Here is a 16986-nt window from a genome sequence, read left to right as displayed (position 1 = left end):
TCATTGGTGGGGAGTCAGGCTCGTCTTCCAACAGTTGCCGCAGTTCCCCTGGCTCGAATGCCATCATCGGTGGGGAGGCGGGTTCATCCTCCAGCAGCTGCCGCGGCTCTTCCTCGTGCGGCAAGCGCCTCCTTAGCCGGTCTTGCAGCGCCTGCCGATCGGCAACGAGGTTGTCGAGGGGCAGCGGCTCGTGGTCTGGCCGCTGCCCTTTCACCAATCGTTCAACCAGCGCCCACGTGCCCTCCAGGACAAATACGCCGCAATCATAATGGTTCGTCTGTCTGGCCATGGGGGCTGGCGCCAAGGTAGCATTCAGCAGTCCTGCGAGCTGTTTTGCAGGCACGTCGTTATATCCCTCTCGCTGGAGGGAGTCGTAGTGATAGGCGAACCGCCTTTCGGGGTCGCGGCGATCAACGAGCAGCAGCGACCAATGGGTGCCGGGGCTAGTAGCCGTGCCATTATTCACTGGCAAGAACAGGAAGTCGGCTGTGGCGTTGTTTTGATTATAGATGGACTGCAATATGCCTCGAGCGTCTTGCGGCGACGTGTGTCGCAGTAGATGGGATACGGAAGGATCCACCAGCCGAGTCCGGGCAGCGAGCGCCGGATTGATCCCCTGCAGTTGCCGCTCCAGCAAATTGTAATCTCTCTGGACATGGGCGTCGCTCAGCCATTCGGCGGCGCCGAGCACCCGCCCCGTTGCAACGTTGGACGGGGCTGTCGGATCGAGCGCCCCGATCTGAGCCCCAGAGGAACTGGTCGTCAGTGTGGTCACATCAACCAGTGGAAGGCCGCGGTAGGTGCCTGGCAGCTTAGCGGTTGCTGGCGAGGCGGGTTGGGGAGCTCTTGCCGGTGCCGCTGGCCCAGCTTCAGCAGCGGCCCCAACGCGCCTGGTGACTGCGTCTGCCGGATGAGCAGCAAGGACAGTTTCGCGCCCGAGCACAATGCGCGGCAGGATATCCCGGAGGTGAGCCAATGCAGAACCGATACTTAGTCTATTACCATAGGAGACAGCCTTGAAGCTCTCAACATCTTTATCCAGCGATTTGTCGTGAATCCGAGCGGCAATCCCAGGCTTGTTATTTTGACGCAGATACTGGCTAAAATGTCTAAGAAAATTTGTATAGCCGCCCACGGTATCTGGATTCCGTCCGGTCGCAGGCGCTGCCAGGTACTCCTTGGTCGAAGCGGCTCTGTAATCTCTAATGAGCTCGGCATCGTCAGGATAGGGGATCACGAGAGGGCGACCCATAATCGGGGCTCCGCTTGTCGACTTCTTGAGGTAACGCAGTGCGCCAGCCACGGTGGAGGAACCACCCGTACTCTCGTACTCCTTGAGATCCTGATCCAGCGACGAATGGTAAAGCCGAGCAGCAAACCCTGGCTTGTTGTTTTGAAGGAGCCACCGACTAAAGCCGAAAAGAGAATTTACATTGAAAGTGACCGTGTTCGCGCTGGCCTTACCCGCGTGGAATGCTGCCCTCAGCCCTTCGATAGCGGTCGCATCGTTGGAATAGACAGGACGCTTGTCGGAACCGTTGGGGACTACAATTGGACGATCCGGCTGCACTGTCGAGGACATCGAACCACCACCTCCGGGATGCGGTGCTGGGGTGGATTCGTGTTCATCCCTCTGCCTGACGAGCTGCGCCTCAGATTCCGGTGTAGCCACCTTATGAGGATCCTGCATCGGTTCGATCCCCTCCATCTCCTGCTGCAACCAAGCCAAAGCTTGGCGAGCGGCGGCTTCATCAACCGCGGAGGATGTCTCCACACCTCTGGCGGACGCCGGCAGAGCCTGCTCCGCCCGCCGTCGAAAGAGCTCTGGCGAGGCGGATTTCTCCGCCCACAATCTGGGCTGCGTAGCGAGTCCCCGTCCAGATTTATGTGGCACCGCCTCGCTTGGCAGCGGGCTGCTCCTGTCCCGTGCAGCTACCAGCCCCTCCGGGGCGCCCTGGTCGCCGTGGCGCCAGTTCAAGTGAGGGACGGCCTCTCCAAAGTCGGGTGCTTGGTGTTGGTGCGCGGTTGGGGCGAGAGACAATGGTAGATCGGTGCCCTCCTTATAACCTACCGGCAGGAGCTCCTCTGGCCAATCGAATCCCTGCTGTGGTGCGGTATGCTGAGCAGCGTCGCCACGGGGACGAGCCTCCATGCTGACCGCGTTTTCCAGATGACTCCCGAGTATAACGCGCGGCGGGTGCTTGCGGATATAAACCAGTGCAGATTCGATCGGAGCTCCACGAGTAGAGGAGGCGGCCTTGTAGCTCTCAACATCTTTATCCAGCGATTCATCGTAAATCCGGCCCGCAATCCCGAGCTTGTCATTTTGACGTAGGTAATGACTGAAATGGTTAAGAGCAGTTGCGTAGCCGCTCGCGGATCTGAAATGTCTAGTGAGCGCGGCGTCGTCAGGATGGGGGTTCAGGACAGCGCGACCCACAATCGGGGCGGCTCCGCCTATCGGCTTCATCAGTTGACGCAGTGCGCCAGCCACTGTGGAGGAACCACCCCTACTCTCGTACTCCTCGAGATCCTGGCTCAGCGACGGATGGTAAAGCCGAGCAGCAAACCCTGGCTTTTTGTTTTGAAAGAGCCAACGACTAAAGCCGAAAAGAGAATTTGCGCTGCGAGTGACCGTGTCCGGCCTGGCTTTACCCGCAAGGAGTGCAGACTTCAGCCCTTCGATGGCGGTGGCATCGTTGGAATAAACAGGACGCTTGTCGGCACCGTCGGGGGCCACAATTGGACGATCCGGCTGCACTGTCGAGGGCATCGACCCATCGAGATGCGGCGCTGGGGTGTATTCGTGCTCATCCCCCTGCATCGCGAGCTGCGCCTCCCGTTCCGATGTACCCACCTGATGGGCAGGGAGTTGCATCATCGCGCGAGCGCCTGAGTCACCAACCTGACCTGGTTGCCGCTCAGTGACAGCATGCTGCAGATTGCTTTGGATCCTCTGCCTCTTCGTTGGTCTCAACTCACCTTTGCCATGCGAGCCATTGACGAGGACATCCTCGCCTGGTGCACTCATCAACTCATCCGCCGCCTGCAATTCGCCCAAGTGCTGCTCAAAACCGGCTTGGCCGGCTTGTCCGCTTGCTCGTGCGGTACGGCGTGCTGCACCTGCAGCCAAGCTGCTACGATGAATGTCCAGTTTGTACGGGTGCACGCTAGCCTCACTTCCACAGATCACATGAGCAACCTACTCAGGCAAGCTTTCGAAAGGCTGACGAGGTCCGCCGCCGCGGAAGGCGAAGGCTGGTTTTCTGCTCAGCGGTTGACGGCCTAGCGTGTTGCGGCCGCGCCGGGTATCACGCCAATCAATCTGAATAGTCGATGCGTCAAACGAACCAGGATAGGATTTTCGTAGCGGGGCTGCTCTACTCACTCTTGTCCTGAGGTAGAATTCAACCATATCGCCGAGCAACTGGATGCCGATTGGATACCCGATCCGGAAAGCTTCAGCTCATATGTGACGCGAGGATGAGAATCGTGGCAGCTCCAGACCGACGGGCTGCCACCCACAGCGGCGATGACCGACGAGGGTCTTCTATTGCCAAGGTAATCGTCCGTTCGGGGACCTATGTGTTCCTATGCTCGTCGAGCGGATCGGGTGGGCCGCACCGCCGTAGCGTTACGGCGAGCGGAAGCGGCGTTGGGTGCGGCTTTTCCCCTGAACGCTTCACACCAGGCTGATAGGGGATCTTGCAATCGCACACACGCGGTCTGCAGGCGTGCCTATCAAGCAGTTTGCTCAGACCAACGTCGCGGCGAGCCTATCCTCAATACGCAGCGCAAGTCCTAGACTCCACGATCGTCCTTCGGTGCAGATTTGCTCGCGCCTCGCCCTGATTACAGCCGATAAGGCGAGCTAACAATTGCAAGAGCCACAAGCTACTCCAGCTCGATCGGTTTGCTGTTCCAGTCGGGCGGGGTCTGACCGAGAATGTTGCGAACGAAGAAGTCTAGGAGTTTGCGCTCGGTGTAGGTGCCTAGAGTATGGTGATTGGCACCAGGAACGTAGACAATGTCAAAATCTTTTCCTGCCTTGATGAGTCGATCGGCAAGCTGGAACGAGCAAAACGGATCGACATTATCATCCATTTCGCCGACCGCGATCATCAGCTTGCCCTGCAGCCTGTGAGCATTGTCAACGGCGGAGGATTGCGAATATTCAATGCCGACCGGCCACCCCATCCACAGTTCATTCCACCAGGTCTTGTCTATCCTGTTGTCGAAGCAGCCGTTTTTGGCGACGGCGACCTTGTAGAAATCGGGGTGAAAGAGCAGCGCGCTGACTGCACTCTGGCCGCCGGCGGATGCGCCAAAAATGCCGACGTTGGATATGTCGTACCATGGATATTGCGCGGCCGCCGCCTTGTGCCACAGAATGCGATCGGGAAATCCTGCGTCCTTCAGATTCTTCCAAGCAACATCATGGAAGGCGCGGGAGCGGTTGTTGGTGCCCATGCCGTCGATCTGAGCAACGACGAAGCCCAGCTGCGTGAGCGGCTCTGTCCACCGCGAGAAGGATTTTGGGACGAAGGAGCCGTGGGGTCCAGCATAGATATTCTCCACAACCGGGTATTTCTTCGTCGGGTCGAAGTTGGCTGGCAGGTGGAGCACACCCCAGATGTCAGTTTTGCCGTCGCGCCCCTTGGAATGGAAACTGAGCGGCGGCTGCCAGCCTGCGGCGACGAGCTCGGAAATGTCGGCCGTCTCGATCTGCTGGAGCTTGGCATTGTCGCTGGCGCGGTAGAGTGCCATGCGCGGGGGCAGATCGATGCGTGACCAGAGATCGACATAATAGCGCCTGTCAGGCGAGAACTCGATATGGTGGTTGGCCGGTTCGGGCGTCAGTGCAGTCAGTCCCTTGCCGTCAAAGCCGATGCGGTAAGCATGGACCCAATAGGGGTCCTCCTGCGAGTTCATCCCGCTCGCCTCGAACCAGATCTGACGCTTCACCGGATCGACATGGTTGACCCTCCGGACGACCCACTCACCTCGGGTGATCTGGTTTTCGAGCGCGCCTGTCCGGCCGTTGAAAAGATACAAATGCTCATACCCGTCGCGCTCTGATGCCCAGATGATCTCCTTCCCGTCATCGACATCGTAACGGAAGATTTTTCCGGCATCCTCCTGGCCATGCCCCAGCGGCAAATAATCCACGAATGTCTCGCTGGTCTCATCGATCAGGGAGCGCCCGCGGCCCGAGGCGGCGTCTACCTCGACCAAGCGATAGAGCTGATGCCCGCGCTGGTTATATTCGAAAGTGAAGCCGCGGCTGTCCGCCCACCACCGGAGAGGGGAAAGTTCGAAGACGTTCGAGAAGAGGGCACCGTCAATCACGATCTGGCGCCGGCCGGCAATGTCGAACAGGACTGGTTGGGGCAGCGGAAGGACATCGCCCGGCCTGGGATAGAATATTGTTGAATATTCCCGCTCCAACTGGTCCGTCGATGAATTGAGGTAGCGGACCTCTCGCCTATAGCCGGGGCGAACAAGGTAAGCGGCGAGGTGGCGCGAGTCCGGCGACCAGCTCAGCGTCGAAAAGACGTAGCAATTGCCTTCGGCTCCGTCCCGGCTCAGAGGAACATCCTGCAATCCGTCCTCGCTGCGCAGGAAAACGTTGCAGTTCTTGATATAGGCGATCCATTTGCCGTCGGGCGACGCGTTGCTCTTGTCGGGGTTGTTCTCCGCTGGCGGCGTGTAGCGGTGGCTGAGCTCCCTACGGTCCCCTTTCCTTGCATCGAATGTGGTGCTGGTACAGTCATAGCTTGCAAGGTCGCAGCTCCACCGGGTGTCTTCAATCTGGAAGTCGAGCCTGCGACCATCCTCACTCAGTTCGAAACGGTCGAACGGAAGATTGCCGGCTTGATAGCTCTCATGGCTCACCTTGTTTAGCGCTGCCGCCAGACGCGCCTGATCGAAAGCGGGCCGCTTGAAACCCGTGGCAGCATCGACCTGCATGAACTGCTGCTCGCCGTGGCTAGTCCGGCGGTAGACGAAGGCTTCACCCCCGGTCAGCCAGAAAGGCATTTTGGGGACATTGACAGTGAGCCCGCCATATCGATCGTTGATCGTAAGTGCGCGCTTGAAATCGGCCGGCGCTAGCGTCGGGTGTAAACTTTTCGAACCCTTGGCCAGCGTCTGAGTTGCCGATCGCCATGCCGCGCGCGTCAAAGCGCCGATCCTGGACATACCTGTTCACTTCTTTCGGTTTTCGGAATGCTAATTTTGAAGTTGGGTTCTCGTCGCCGGTCTGCAGCAGCGCCGAGCGTCGCCTTGGAGGAGAGCCAGCACGCGGGTGCAGCCAGGCACGCGCAACAGGGGCGCTCCTTGGACATCCAGGCACTGGTTCGGGTGCCGATTGAAGAGTTGGCGTCCGTCGCCGAAACAACCAGGAAAGAGCGTCCATGCAGCCCTGACGCGACTATTTCCCCGCGAGTATGGCCGCTTGCTTTTCTGCATCATCTGAAAGGTCCTGCTCTAGTCGGGCCGGATGTCACCCCGGCAGATTGTGCTATTTCGACAATCTCCGAGCGATTGCCGCCGGCCCATGACGAGGTTTACCGATAGGGCGCAATATGCGTGCCAAAGGAAAAGCGGTTTAATACACGGCAATCCGCCTATGTCGCATCCCCAACATCGTCGCACACCGGACAATGCCGGACGATATTGTCCCGGGGCGTCAAATTGGTTTGATGGTGACCCAACAACTGGCGGATGACGATCTCGAAATGCGCGACAACGGCCTCGGTGGACACTGTCGCCGCGCCCAGCACGCTGGCCGCCTGCCCGGCGATGTCCGCGCCCAGGCGGATGGCCTTGGCCACGTCGACGCCATCGCGGATCCCGCCCGACGCGATCAGCTTCACCGTTGGCAGCGCCCGACGCACCGCCTGCACGCTGGTCAGGGTGGGAATCCCCCAATTGGCGAATGACATCGCCACTGCACGGTCGGCGGCATTGCGGGCGCGCTCGCCCTCCACTGCGGCCCAACTGGTGCCGCCGGCGCCGGCGACATCGATTACCGCCACGCCCGCCTCGACGAGCGCACAGGCCACCGAGGCGGACAGGCCGCCCCCACTTCCTTGGCCACGATCGGCACGCCCACGATGCGCGCGGCGCCAGCGATCAGCGCCAGGACGCCGCGCCAGTCGCGGTCGCCCTCCCGGCTGTACCGCTTCCTGCAGCGGATTGAGATGGACGATGAGCCCATCGGCCTCCAGCGCGTCCACCGCGCGACGCGCCAGGTCCAGGCCGTCGGCCTCCCGCAGTTGCGCGGCGCCGATATTGGCCAGCAAGGGAATGTCTGGCGCCAGGCGGCGCAGCGCGCGCGTTAGCCCCTGGGAGTTACGGGATTGCAGGCTCACACGCTGCGAACCGCACATGGCGATCCGCAAGGCTTGCGCTGCCTCGCTCAAATGCCGGTTGATGGCCTCGGCCCGTGGCATGCCGCCGGCCATAGAGCTGATCAGCAGCGGCGCGCGCATAGCCTTGCCCAGCAGCGAGGCGCGCAGGTCGATCTGCGTCAGGTCCAACTCGGGCAGTGCGCAGTGTTCGAAATGGATGTACTCCCAGCCAGCGGCCACCGTGGCCGGCGCCGTTCGCCGATCCAGCACCAGCGAAGCGCGCAGCTGAGCGCAGCCCTCGAATCCGGAGAGAACGCACGGTACGCCGTGCCCCAGCGCCTGCTCCACGGCGGCGAGCTGCTCCGGCGCGATCAGGCCAACGTCGTTGCAATCGTCTAGCCAGAACAGCAGCGCCAGTTCGCGATAGAACGCCACGATCAGCGTTTCGTTCTGCGGATCACGGCCGGTGCGGGCGCTGGTGTCGCGCAGGCTCGGGTGAATGCGTTGCAGGATTGGGGGACGCGTGACGCAGTCAAAGCTCCCCTTGCCAAGCACGGAGCAGGCGAGTGAGAGAGCAGATGAATAGGCGTGTCGCCAATATTTTCGCATTGCTATAATCGATTATAGTTGTGAGGAGCAATTTGAGACCATTTACTTGCGGCTCAAGTCACCCATAAAAGAAGGCAAGCACCGATTCGGTAGCTTATCCCCTGTCTTTCGCGTACTCGCGGCCGTGGCGCCGGGTGAACGATTGAAGACCGCCGGTCTCACTCGCAGGTGGGCGCCAGGGCGTGGGACGGTTGGCAAGCCACAGGAGTAGGACAATGTCGAAGGATTCGGGTAAGGGCGATAATCACGGCGGCGGGCCGGGCAAGATCGAGATCACGATGGTGGTGAACGGCCAGCCCACGCAGGTCGAAGCCAATCCCAACCAGCCGCTTCACGTCATTCGTACCAAAGCCCTTGAGAACACGCAGAATGTCGCCCAACCAGCCGAGAATTGGGAATTGAAGGATGAGGCCGGCAACTTGCTCGACGTCGACAAGAAGCTTGGCGATTTCGGTTTCCCGAATACTGTGACCCTGTTCCTCAGCCTGAAGGCGGGCGTCGCAGGTGCCTAAACCCCAAAGTGTGGATCCGGAGGTCTCCCGAGCGAAGTTTGATCGGGAGATCGGCCGGTTCCGGCCATATGCTGATGTCTATCGGGCTCAGGGCTGCTTCTTGATCGAGGCGACCTTTCCGCGCGCTTTCTTCATTTTCGCAAGCCTCAAGTTAAAACCACGGGTGATCAGCGCAGCGAGCGAGGTCGACTTCACCGACTACGACTTAAGACCACCGTCCGTGGTCTTCGTCGATCCGTTTACGCGTCATCCGATTGCCCGGAAAGATCTATACCTGAAAATGCTTAGACGTCCGCCGCTGCCCGGAACGCCGCCGGAGATGATAGGAGCTCTCATCCAGCAGAACGCCGTGCCGCTGACGGACTTCATCCAGGCCAACAGTCCCGAGGACGAACCATTCCTGTGCATGGCGGGCGTCCGGGAATACCACGACAATCCAGCCCATTCAGGTGATCCATGGCTACTTCATCGGGGTTCTGGCGAAGGCTGTTTGGCCTTCATCCTGGACAAGATCATCAAGTACGGAATCATTCCTATAGAGCAGTTGCAGATTCAACTCCCACCGGCAATCGTAGGAATGGTGGTATCCCCTCAGGCGATACAAGAATGACTGGTTTGAGAGATGTAACGATCGTGACTCTCCCGCGCGGCTGCATCTCGACCACGCATGGGCATCTGCGCTCAGTTGGTCGCGAAGGCAATGAGGGGATGGCGCTCTGGGTCGGCGTTCAGCAAGACCGGCACTTTGCCGTAACAGAGACGGTTATCCCGGCGCAGCGTCACATTCGGACAAACGATGGCGTTTGCGTGATCGTTGCGGCCGAAGAACTGCACCGGCTCAATGTCTGGCTCTACAAAAGCGGCCTGAAACTCTTGGCCCAGATTCACAGCCATCCGGGCCGCGCCTACCATTCGACGACGGACGACGCTTATGCGGTTGCTACCACGGTTGGGTGTCTGTCGCTGGTAGTGCCGAATTTCGCCCGCGAGCCTTTCGATTTTGCTCGGGTCGCCGCCTATCGGCTTGACGAAAAGGCCAAATGGAATGCGCTCCCTCCCGCGGCACTGTCGCGAATGATCATGATATCGAGTTGAACAATGGCATTCGCTAACTTCATCGATCGTGCCGCCACGGCGGCATCTCAGGTCCTGGCCGATTTTCATCTGGGAGACTTCAAAGCAGCTCTTGAAAAGCAGGTCGTGGCAGTCGCCTTCGACCATCAGGCCGCTTCCTGCGCCGAAGGCCAGGCGACACTAGATCTTGCGGTGAGATTGCTCGCTAGGCTCTACCCGGTTCTGGCGATACTCCCGCTGGACAGCGCGGCGAGCTCTCAAGCCCAAGCGCTGGAGCGCTTGGCAAAGTCGATCAATCCAAAAGTCGGCATCCGGCGTTCCGGCAAGTCTGCCACCGTCTGCGTCGTTGCAGGGGTAACGCGCCCATCACTCCGGTGCCCGATCTTTTTCGTGGGATCGGACGGTTGGGCGGCAAAGCTGTCGCGTACGGACCCGGTGGGCTCTGGCCCAAGTCTGCTGCCTTTTGGAGCTGGCGCCGCCAGTTGCTTCGGCGCCGCCAACGTCTTTCGAACTATCTTCGCCGCCCAGTTGACCGGCGCCGAGTTGGACGAAACCATCGACCTCTCGCTATGCAGCTACGACAAGACCAAAGCCGGGGAGGCTGGCCCGATCGACTTCCCAGTCGACCTTGGCGAAACCCACCTCGTTGGGCTCGGTGCGATAGGCCATGGCTCGCTTTGGGCGCTAGCGAGACAACCCGATCTCAAGGGTCGTCTGCATGTAATCGATCACGAAGCGATCGAACTCTCAAACCTGCAGCGCTACGCATTGGCCGGCCAGGCGGAGATTGGTATGTCCAAGGCGGTTCTTGCAGCCACCGCCCTTAGATCGACTGGCCTTGAGGTCGAGGCGCACCCTCTGACGTGGGCAGAATATGTTGCGCGCCGGGGCAATTGGGTCTTAGACCAAGTGGGTGTGGCGCTTGACACCGCCGCCGACCGTCTGGCTGTCCAAGGTGCACTGCCGCGATGGATCGCAAACGCTTGGATGCAGGAGCACGATCTCGGTATCTCCCGGCATGGTTTCGATGACGGCCAGGCTTGCCTTTGTTGCATGTACCTGCCATCCGGAAAATCCAAGGACGAGCACCAGCTGATTGCCGAGGAACTCGGAATACCGGAAGCACACGAGCAGGTGAAAACGCTCCTGCAGACAAATGCCGGAGTTCCCAACGACTTTGTAGTTCGCGTGGCTACAGCGATGGCTGTGCCGTTTGAACCGCTAGCCCCGTTTGTCGGCCAGCCCCTGCGCTCCTTTTATCAGCAGGCTATCTGCGGCGGTCTGGTGTTCCAGCTTAGCGAAGGAAGTCGCCGCGTTCGAACTGTGGTTCCGATGGCCTTTCAGTCGGTGCTTGCCGGGATTATGCTTGCCGCGGATTTGGTCAAGCATAGTGCGGGGTTTCCCATGAGCCCGACGACGAGCACTCGGGTGAATCTTCTGCGCCCCCTTGGCTCTCACTTGCACGATCCGAAGGCCAAGGACTCCAGCGGCCGCTGCATCTGTAGCGACGACGATTTCATTGCCGCTTACAGGCGCAAATACGGAGCGCGTTGATCAGGTAAGCGATGTCTCGGCCGCCTAAGCAGACGCGCACCTCTCCGTAGACGCAGGGGGCGCGGCTTGTGGGCGTGACCATGGGCGCCATTATGACACGCTTGGCCCGCTCCTTTGCCGGCCTATCGTCCTCCGCGCATGATCCCGTGCCGACGTGATGATCCAGCACCAGCCGCCATGGCACCAGAGGCTGGTCAAACCTCCGTTGTTGGCCGGTTTGGACAGTGCTGCATCAGGTCTCGACCGACGTCTCGACAGTCAGGGCTGCTTCGACGGGTGTGAAGATGTCAACATCGACCCCAGGCGCCCGAATCGTCACAATCAGGGCGTACCGAGCCAGAGCGTCGACGCGTTCCAGGTAAGGCTTCTCCTTCCACCAGCCCCCGACCGGGAACACGCCGATCGCGTCACGCTCGGCGAGATCGGCGGCGCTGCCCGACCAGAAATCGGCGTGCAACGAGCCGCGATCGCGGAAGGTGCCGAGCAGCCACTCTTCTCCGCCTCCAGCAGGCGCCCCTTCCTCCTCGTCCCGAGCGGCCTGATTGATGCGGGCTCGGAATTCGTCGACTGTCTCGGTCGCTGACTTTACTCTGAACCGAAGACCATGGGACGCGTAACGATGCCGGCGGGTCCATCCGCGTTCACCGGGGTTGGGTTCGATGAAATAGGACAGCGTGACGCGGAGCTCGACCTGGGCAGCGCCGAGCGCCGCGAGCTGCTCCTTCGGCCAAGGCAGGCGATGCAGCTTCATGTCACGCGTTTTGGCAGCCGCGCCGCCCTCGCGCTGGAAAGGCTGAAGCTCATCTTCAACGATAAGCGTGAGGTCGTTCACCGTTGACAGAAGCGCGCGCCCAAGATCTGGCACGCCGTAACCATAGCGCCGCACGAGCGCCTGGATCTCGCCCTTCGCTCCGTTGCACGCATCGATGCGTGCGCGCATCGCCGGAGTCCATTCGGCCGAGTGGACGATCAGGGCGCGAACCGATTCAGGCCACAGCTCGGGGCGCGCTGATAGAATTAGTCCCGCCATCCGTGCGGCATGGGCCGTTGCCGCGCTCGTATCTCCGAGGGTGGTGAAGTGGCGCAGTTCGGGTCGACAGAAAGTGGTCAATATCTGCAGATCGTCGATCGGCTCGCCGGGCAACACACCGTCATGGGCGAGATTGCCGCCTTCGAAGACGACCTCGGGCTTCACCGGCCACTGCCTGTCCCAAACGACCGAAGTGCGACTGCGCGGCGAGAGCTCGCCGACCGGCGCGATCGGAGCGTAGCCCGAAAAGTCGGTGTCAATGATATCGACCTTTTCTGTGAAAGCGCCGACCGTCAGCGCATTCCAGGCCTGAGAAGGATCATCGACTGCTTCCAGATCGTTGCGCGTCAAATGCTCGGCCGGCATGAGGTCATCGCCGATGTTGCCGGCAGAGAGAACGATCAAGCGTCGCTGTTCCTCTTCGAAACAGAGTTGGTCGATAGCGGCAGACCACGATGTGGGCCTTCCACGCGCCGGACTGGCGCTTGTCACAGCCATTGCGATCGCGCGGCGGCGCTCCGGCGCCTGCACCTCGGCGCGGGCGATCGCTTCCGCGGTGATCGCGCCATAGAGTTCTGGATCGTTTGCCTCGTCTTCTGGCGGAAGGATACGAACACTCTCCAGCCGAAAGGGCAATGGAACTGGATCGCCTCCGACCAGGAGCGGGACCAGATCACCGTACAGGCCGACACCTGCCATTCGCGTCCCGTGGCCGCTCCACGCAGGTGTGTCGTCGCTGCCCCATGCCGGTTTGACGGTGTGCCAGTCTTAAACGGCAAGTGCGGGTTCGATCAACGGGTGGGTGCGACGCACGCCGCTGTCGAGAATGCAGACCGCAATATCGGATTGAGGCGGTCTGACGCGCCCGAGAAGCTCGTCGCTCCAGTCCCTTTGCTCCGCGCCGCCAAGGCCCAGGAAGAAGGACGGCGTATCCTTCGCGCGCCGCAGCTCGGCGACGACATCGCTGTGCGCAATCATGCGGTCGAGCATTGCCGTGCTGGCGAGGGCCAGCATGACCACCCGCTCCGGAAACCTAACCGCATGCGTGCGCAAAGTGATGTTCAGGGCTTCGGCAATGTGCTCGAAGTTCTCGCGGCGACCGTCGCGCAGCCAGACTTCCCACCACACCTGCTCGTCAGCGGCCTGGGGGAAGAGGTCGTCGTGGTCGGTAAACAACGATCGTGCAGTCGCCAGCCTGACTGTCTCCATGCGGGAGACGAGCGGCTCGTTGCGCGGTCTGCCGCGGTCAGTATCAACGTCTCGATACGCCTCGACTTTCCGCAAATAATAGGCTTGCGCGCTTTGCGGCAGGAACACCGACGCTGTGATGGGAGCACCGGGTTGAGTTGGCTCATGGACGGCGACCAGCTCCATGTGCTGGCGACGATCGGCCAACTGGTCGAGGGCCGCCCGTCCGGACATGGGCAGATCGATCGCGAGGTAAAAGCCAGGCGTGCCGACCGACAGCTGGGGGTCACGCGCCGCAATCTGCTGGCGTGCACTTTCGACCGCTTGTTCGATGGATTGCGTCAAGGCCGCAGCATGCGACGCCCGATCACGCGCCGGCAGCGGCGGTGCATGTATAAGTTGGTTGGGCCGCCGATAGGCTTCCCGAATGCCGTTGTTGCGAAGGTGGATATGGGCGCGGTCGCGCGGAAAATCGTCTGCCATTATGATCTGTGCTGTCGCTACTCAAACAGCGACGCCTGCCGGCGTTCCTTCAGAGCGTCGATGAGCGCTTCCGAGGTGATCCGCTTCCCCCCCCCGCAATATGATGGTTTTTGCAGCGTCGTCGGCCGCGCGCGTGATCTCGGCCTGCGACAGTCTCTCTGCCTGAGAGATCGCCTCGTTCCAGGCAAGCCCTCTGGTGTCGAAGCGGTCGAGTCGAGCCCGAAGCAGCGCCTCTATAATCGGCCGATCGGGCACGGCGTATTCGATGACATCGTCGAAACGGCGGAACAAAGCTCTGTCGAGCAGCTCGGGATGATTTGTTGCCGCAATAATCAGGCTGTGGCTGTCGTCTTGCTCGAGAAACTGCAGAAACGAATTCAGCACGCGCCGAATCTCGCCAACATCCTGGCGTTCGCCTCGACGCGCGCCGATGGCATCGAATTCGTCAAAGAAGTAGACGCCCCGCGTCGCCTGCATTGCATCAAAAACAAGCCGCAGCTTTCCGGCAGTCTCTCCCATGAACTTGGTGATCAAACCATCGAGGACGATCGTGAAAAGGGGCAGATGAAGCTCCCCGGCCAATGCCGATGCGGTCATCGTCTTGCCTGATCCTGGCGGGCCGACCAGAAGCAGTTTGCGACGGGGAACAAGCCCGTGCTCGCGCAAGCTTGCTTGTTGGCGCTGCTCTCCCAGCACGCGGTGCAGGCGCGAGCGCAGACTGTCCGGCAAAATCATGTCGGTCAGTCGCAGGTCCGGATAGCGCACATGCAGGAGCCCTGCGAGCTCGCCCTTTGGCTGAAAAAGGGGAACCGGCCGACTGCTCTTGACAATCCGGGCGTCCCTGCTCTTGGCTGCGTCGACCAGATCCTTGAGCTCCTGAGCAAGCTTACCATGGCCTTGACGTGCCTCATGCGCAGCAAGCTGCATCGCGATAGAGAGGAAACGATCCTCGTCGCCGGCAATGTGGCTTTTAAGCAGCGTCACGATATGGCGGGCCGTGGTCATGGCTCTCTTCTGGGGTATCCGTTTACTTGGCGAAGCGCATGCAACCTAAACGCTTTCAACGGCGATTTGTATCGCGCAATGGTGTTTTTTCTCTTGTCGATGTTCGCCCGTGGCAACTTCAGCGGTGAACTGTTGCGCCGCGGTCATAGGCCAGCCGGAATAACGCCGGCCAGCAGACAACAGTCCGCATCTTCGAGCGCTCGAAGTCTGGCCACTCACGCAGCGTGTCGGGTCCGAACGCTCCAAAGCCGCCCCGCCTGGCAGGTCCATGCGACCGATTGCGGGCGTGCGGCCATAAGGTCTACGCGGGCTCGCATGGCTGCCCGCGCCGCTGGCTAAAAAGCTGTACACCATCTCACGAAACACCAGGTCCGCTCCTTTGCCGGCCGACGGTCCATGAAATCCCCTCCCCACTTACGACACCGGAGACCTCCTTGCCCACATGGCGCTCAAGCACCGGCCGCCATGGCACCAGCGTGAACTCGCGCGACTTTTCAACGACGGCATATTTTCCGCTGGCAAGCTCGACGGAGCGGCGGAGCGTACCCTCTACTCGTCCTCCGGATCGCGCTTCGGCATAGGGCAGGCCAAGTTCCTCCGACAGTTGGCCAGCAACACGGTTCAGTTCTCGCTGGCGCAGGATCGAAAGCATGTTGGCTCGATAGACGATCCCATCCTGTTCTTTATGCGCGAGGCCTTGCGCGATCAGCCACTGCCGCCGGCGAGCTTGCGCCTCTCTCACGTCGCGGCCGAAGCCGGATCCGTGCAAAGGCTCGGGTCTATCGGCAACCAGCTCCCGGTCGAGCCAGGTGGCGCCGTTGAAGCTGACCTGTCGCTCCAGCGCCATTGAGGAGAGCTTGTCGGCAACGACAGGCTCGGCCCTGGCCCGCTGGCCCTCATAATTCGCGACGCGATCGAGATGGTCCGGCGCGATGAGCCAGGTGCCGTTCGGCTCTCGCTCGACGCCGCCGGTCGCGCGGCGGATCGCCTCCAGCCGCCGCACATGCGTTCGCGCAAAGCTCTCGGTGGCGGATGGGTCATGCTTCAGGTGCATATCGACGTCGTAACGGCCGCCATGCGCGGCGGCGATTTCGGCGATGGTACGATCGACCTGCCTCGGCTCGGTGTTCCTTGGCGCGACACGCACGATGCAGCCATTAGGCATCGTTTCCATCGCCTCGCCTCTACCGATGTTGATCCAATGGCTCTTACCGTCGACGGCGTCGACGATCATGTAATGGCGGTCATTGATCTCGTCGGCCAGTCCACGCGCGACAACGCGACCGACGAGAGACTGGACGGGCTCGCCGGATCGATCGTGGATCACCCAGTCGGCGGCCCTGCGGGCAAGCCCCTTGCCGGTCAGTTCGCGGTGCATGGTCTTGATGATGTCGCCGCGTTCGCCGGTGCGGCGCAGCGTGGCTTCGAGCTCATCGTCGAGGCGCCAGGAGCCAGCGCCGACCTCCGCGGCCAGACCCATCCGCTCGAGCTTGCGCAGCCGTCCCTGGTGCAGCGTCTGGCGAATGGCGTCGGGACCGCCCGGCGAGACCAGGCCGTCATCATCACGCATGCTGAGCAGCCGACGGTCGATGCTGGTGAAGCGTTCCTGCTCCATTTCCCGGCGCAGGCGAAGCTCAATCTCGCGGTCGGTTCGCGGACCGAGATCGAGGCTGACCAGCTCGGCCGCCCGCTCGCGGATGCCAGATGAGATATATTCGCGCGCGATGACCAGGTTCTCGCCACGGTCGTCCCTGCCACGGACGATGATGTGGCTGTGCGGGTGGCCGGTGTTGAAATGATCGACCGCGACCCAGTCGAGCTTCGTGCCGAGGTCTTCCTGCATCTGCGCCATGAGCCGCCGCGTCAGCGCCTTGAGGTCGTCGTACTCGATGCCGTCTTCGGCAGCGACGATGAAGCGGAACTGATGGCGGTCGCCGTCCGCGCGATCGATGAACGCCTTGCCGTCGACGCGGCCGCTGTCGGCGCCGTAGAGCTCGCCAGGTTCACCTTCGCGGGTGACCCCGTCGCGCTGAAGATAGCGTAGATGGGCACGCGCCCCGTCCGCGCCCTTGCCGGCGAGCTTGACGACCCGCGCCTTGACGATCACCCGGCGCTGGCGGAAGGCGGCATACCGGTCGCGCGATTTCAGCAGTGCGGCGGCCGCCCCGCCGCGCCC

Annotated in this window: 7 protein-coding genes and 4 pseudogenes; 4 read left to right on the top strand and 7 right to left on the bottom strand. The window is 61.3% G+C overall.

The genetic code is table 11. The features are described 5' to 3' along the window. The 4 genes and pseudogenes from EOA32_RS18600 to EOA32_RS39285 form a co-directional block, all read right to left on the bottom strand. The coding region (locus EOA32_RS18600; protein WP_245499319.1) for a Ulp1 family isopeptidase at positions 1-3061 on the bottom strand (3061 nt) is incomplete at its 3' end. 833 nt (positions 3062-3894) lie between these two features. Beyond that, on the bottom strand, positions 3895-6201 hold the full coding sequence (locus tag EOA32_RS18595; protein WP_126080685.1) for a S9 family peptidase: 2307 nt from the start codon (positions 6199-6201) through the stop codon (positions 3895-3897). A gap of 515 nt (positions 6202-6716) precedes the next feature. After that, positions 6717-7640, bottom strand: a pseudogene (fni, locus tag EOA32_RS18590) (type 2 isopentenyl-diphosphate Delta-isomerase); the annotation flags it as partial. Then, a pseudogene (locus EOA32_RS39285) lies at positions 7629-7868 on the bottom strand (hypothetical protein); the annotation flags it as partial. The pseudogenes EOA32_RS39285 and fni, both read right to left, overlap by 12 nt. A gap of 311 nt (positions 7869-8179) precedes the next feature. Between EOA32_RS39285 and EOA32_RS18585 the strand changes: the two are divergent. The 4 genes from EOA32_RS18585 (at position 8180) to EOA32_RS18570 (ending at position 11104) form a co-directional block, all read left to right on the top strand. Continuing rightward, the gene (locus EOA32_RS18585; RefSeq protein ID WP_126057779.1) at positions 8180-8476 is read left to right on the top strand and encodes a DUF2604 domain-containing protein; all 297 of its coding nucleotides are present in this window, start codon (positions 8180-8182) and stop codon (positions 8474-8476) included. Further along, positions 8469-9086 carry a putative metal-binding protein gene (locus tag EOA32_RS18580; protein WP_126057778.1) on the top strand — a complete coding sequence of 206 codons (618 nt, stop codon included), beginning with the start codon at positions 8469-8471 and terminating at the stop codon, positions 9084-9086. The genes EOA32_RS18585 and EOA32_RS18580 overlap by 8 nt, the downstream gene beginning before the upstream one ends. A 98-nt stretch (positions 9087-9184) precedes the next feature. Continuing rightward, positions 9185-9571 (top strand): Mov34/MPN/PAD-1 family protein, encoded by a 387-nt coding sequence (locus EOA32_RS18575; RefSeq protein ID WP_245454736.1) that lies wholly within the window; start codon positions 9185-9187, stop codon positions 9569-9571. Positions 9572-9574: 3 nt separating this feature from the next. Next, complete coding sequence (locus EOA32_RS18570; RefSeq protein ID WP_126057776.1) at positions 9575-11104, top strand: E2 ligase fold family C protein; 1530 nt, start codon at positions 9575-9577, stop codon at positions 11102-11104. Between the two features lie 232 nt (positions 11105-11336). Here EOA32_RS18570 and EOA32_RS18565 read toward each other — a convergent pair. The 3 genes and pseudogenes from EOA32_RS18565 to rlxS form a co-directional block, all read right to left on the bottom strand. Continuing rightward, positions 11337-13805, bottom strand: a pseudogene (locus EOA32_RS18565) (S8 family peptidase). A 17-nt stretch (positions 13806-13822) separates the two neighbouring features. Then, positions 13823-14810 (bottom strand): annotated as a pseudogene (locus EOA32_RS18560) (ATP-binding protein). A gap of 355 nt (positions 14811-15165) precedes the next feature. Continuing rightward, positions 15166-16986 (bottom strand): relaxase/mobilization nuclease RlxS (gene rlxS / locus EOA32_RS18555; RefSeq protein WP_128372514.1); only part of this gene is annotated, 1821 nt, incomplete at its 5' end.

The organism is Mesorhizobium sp. M1A.F.Ca.ET.072.01.1.1, from assembly GCF_004023325.1.
Taxonomy (GTDB): domain Bacteria; phylum Pseudomonadota; class Alphaproteobacteria; order Rhizobiales; family Rhizobiaceae; genus Mesorhizobium.
This window is presented reverse-complemented; position numbering and strand designations above follow the sequence as displayed.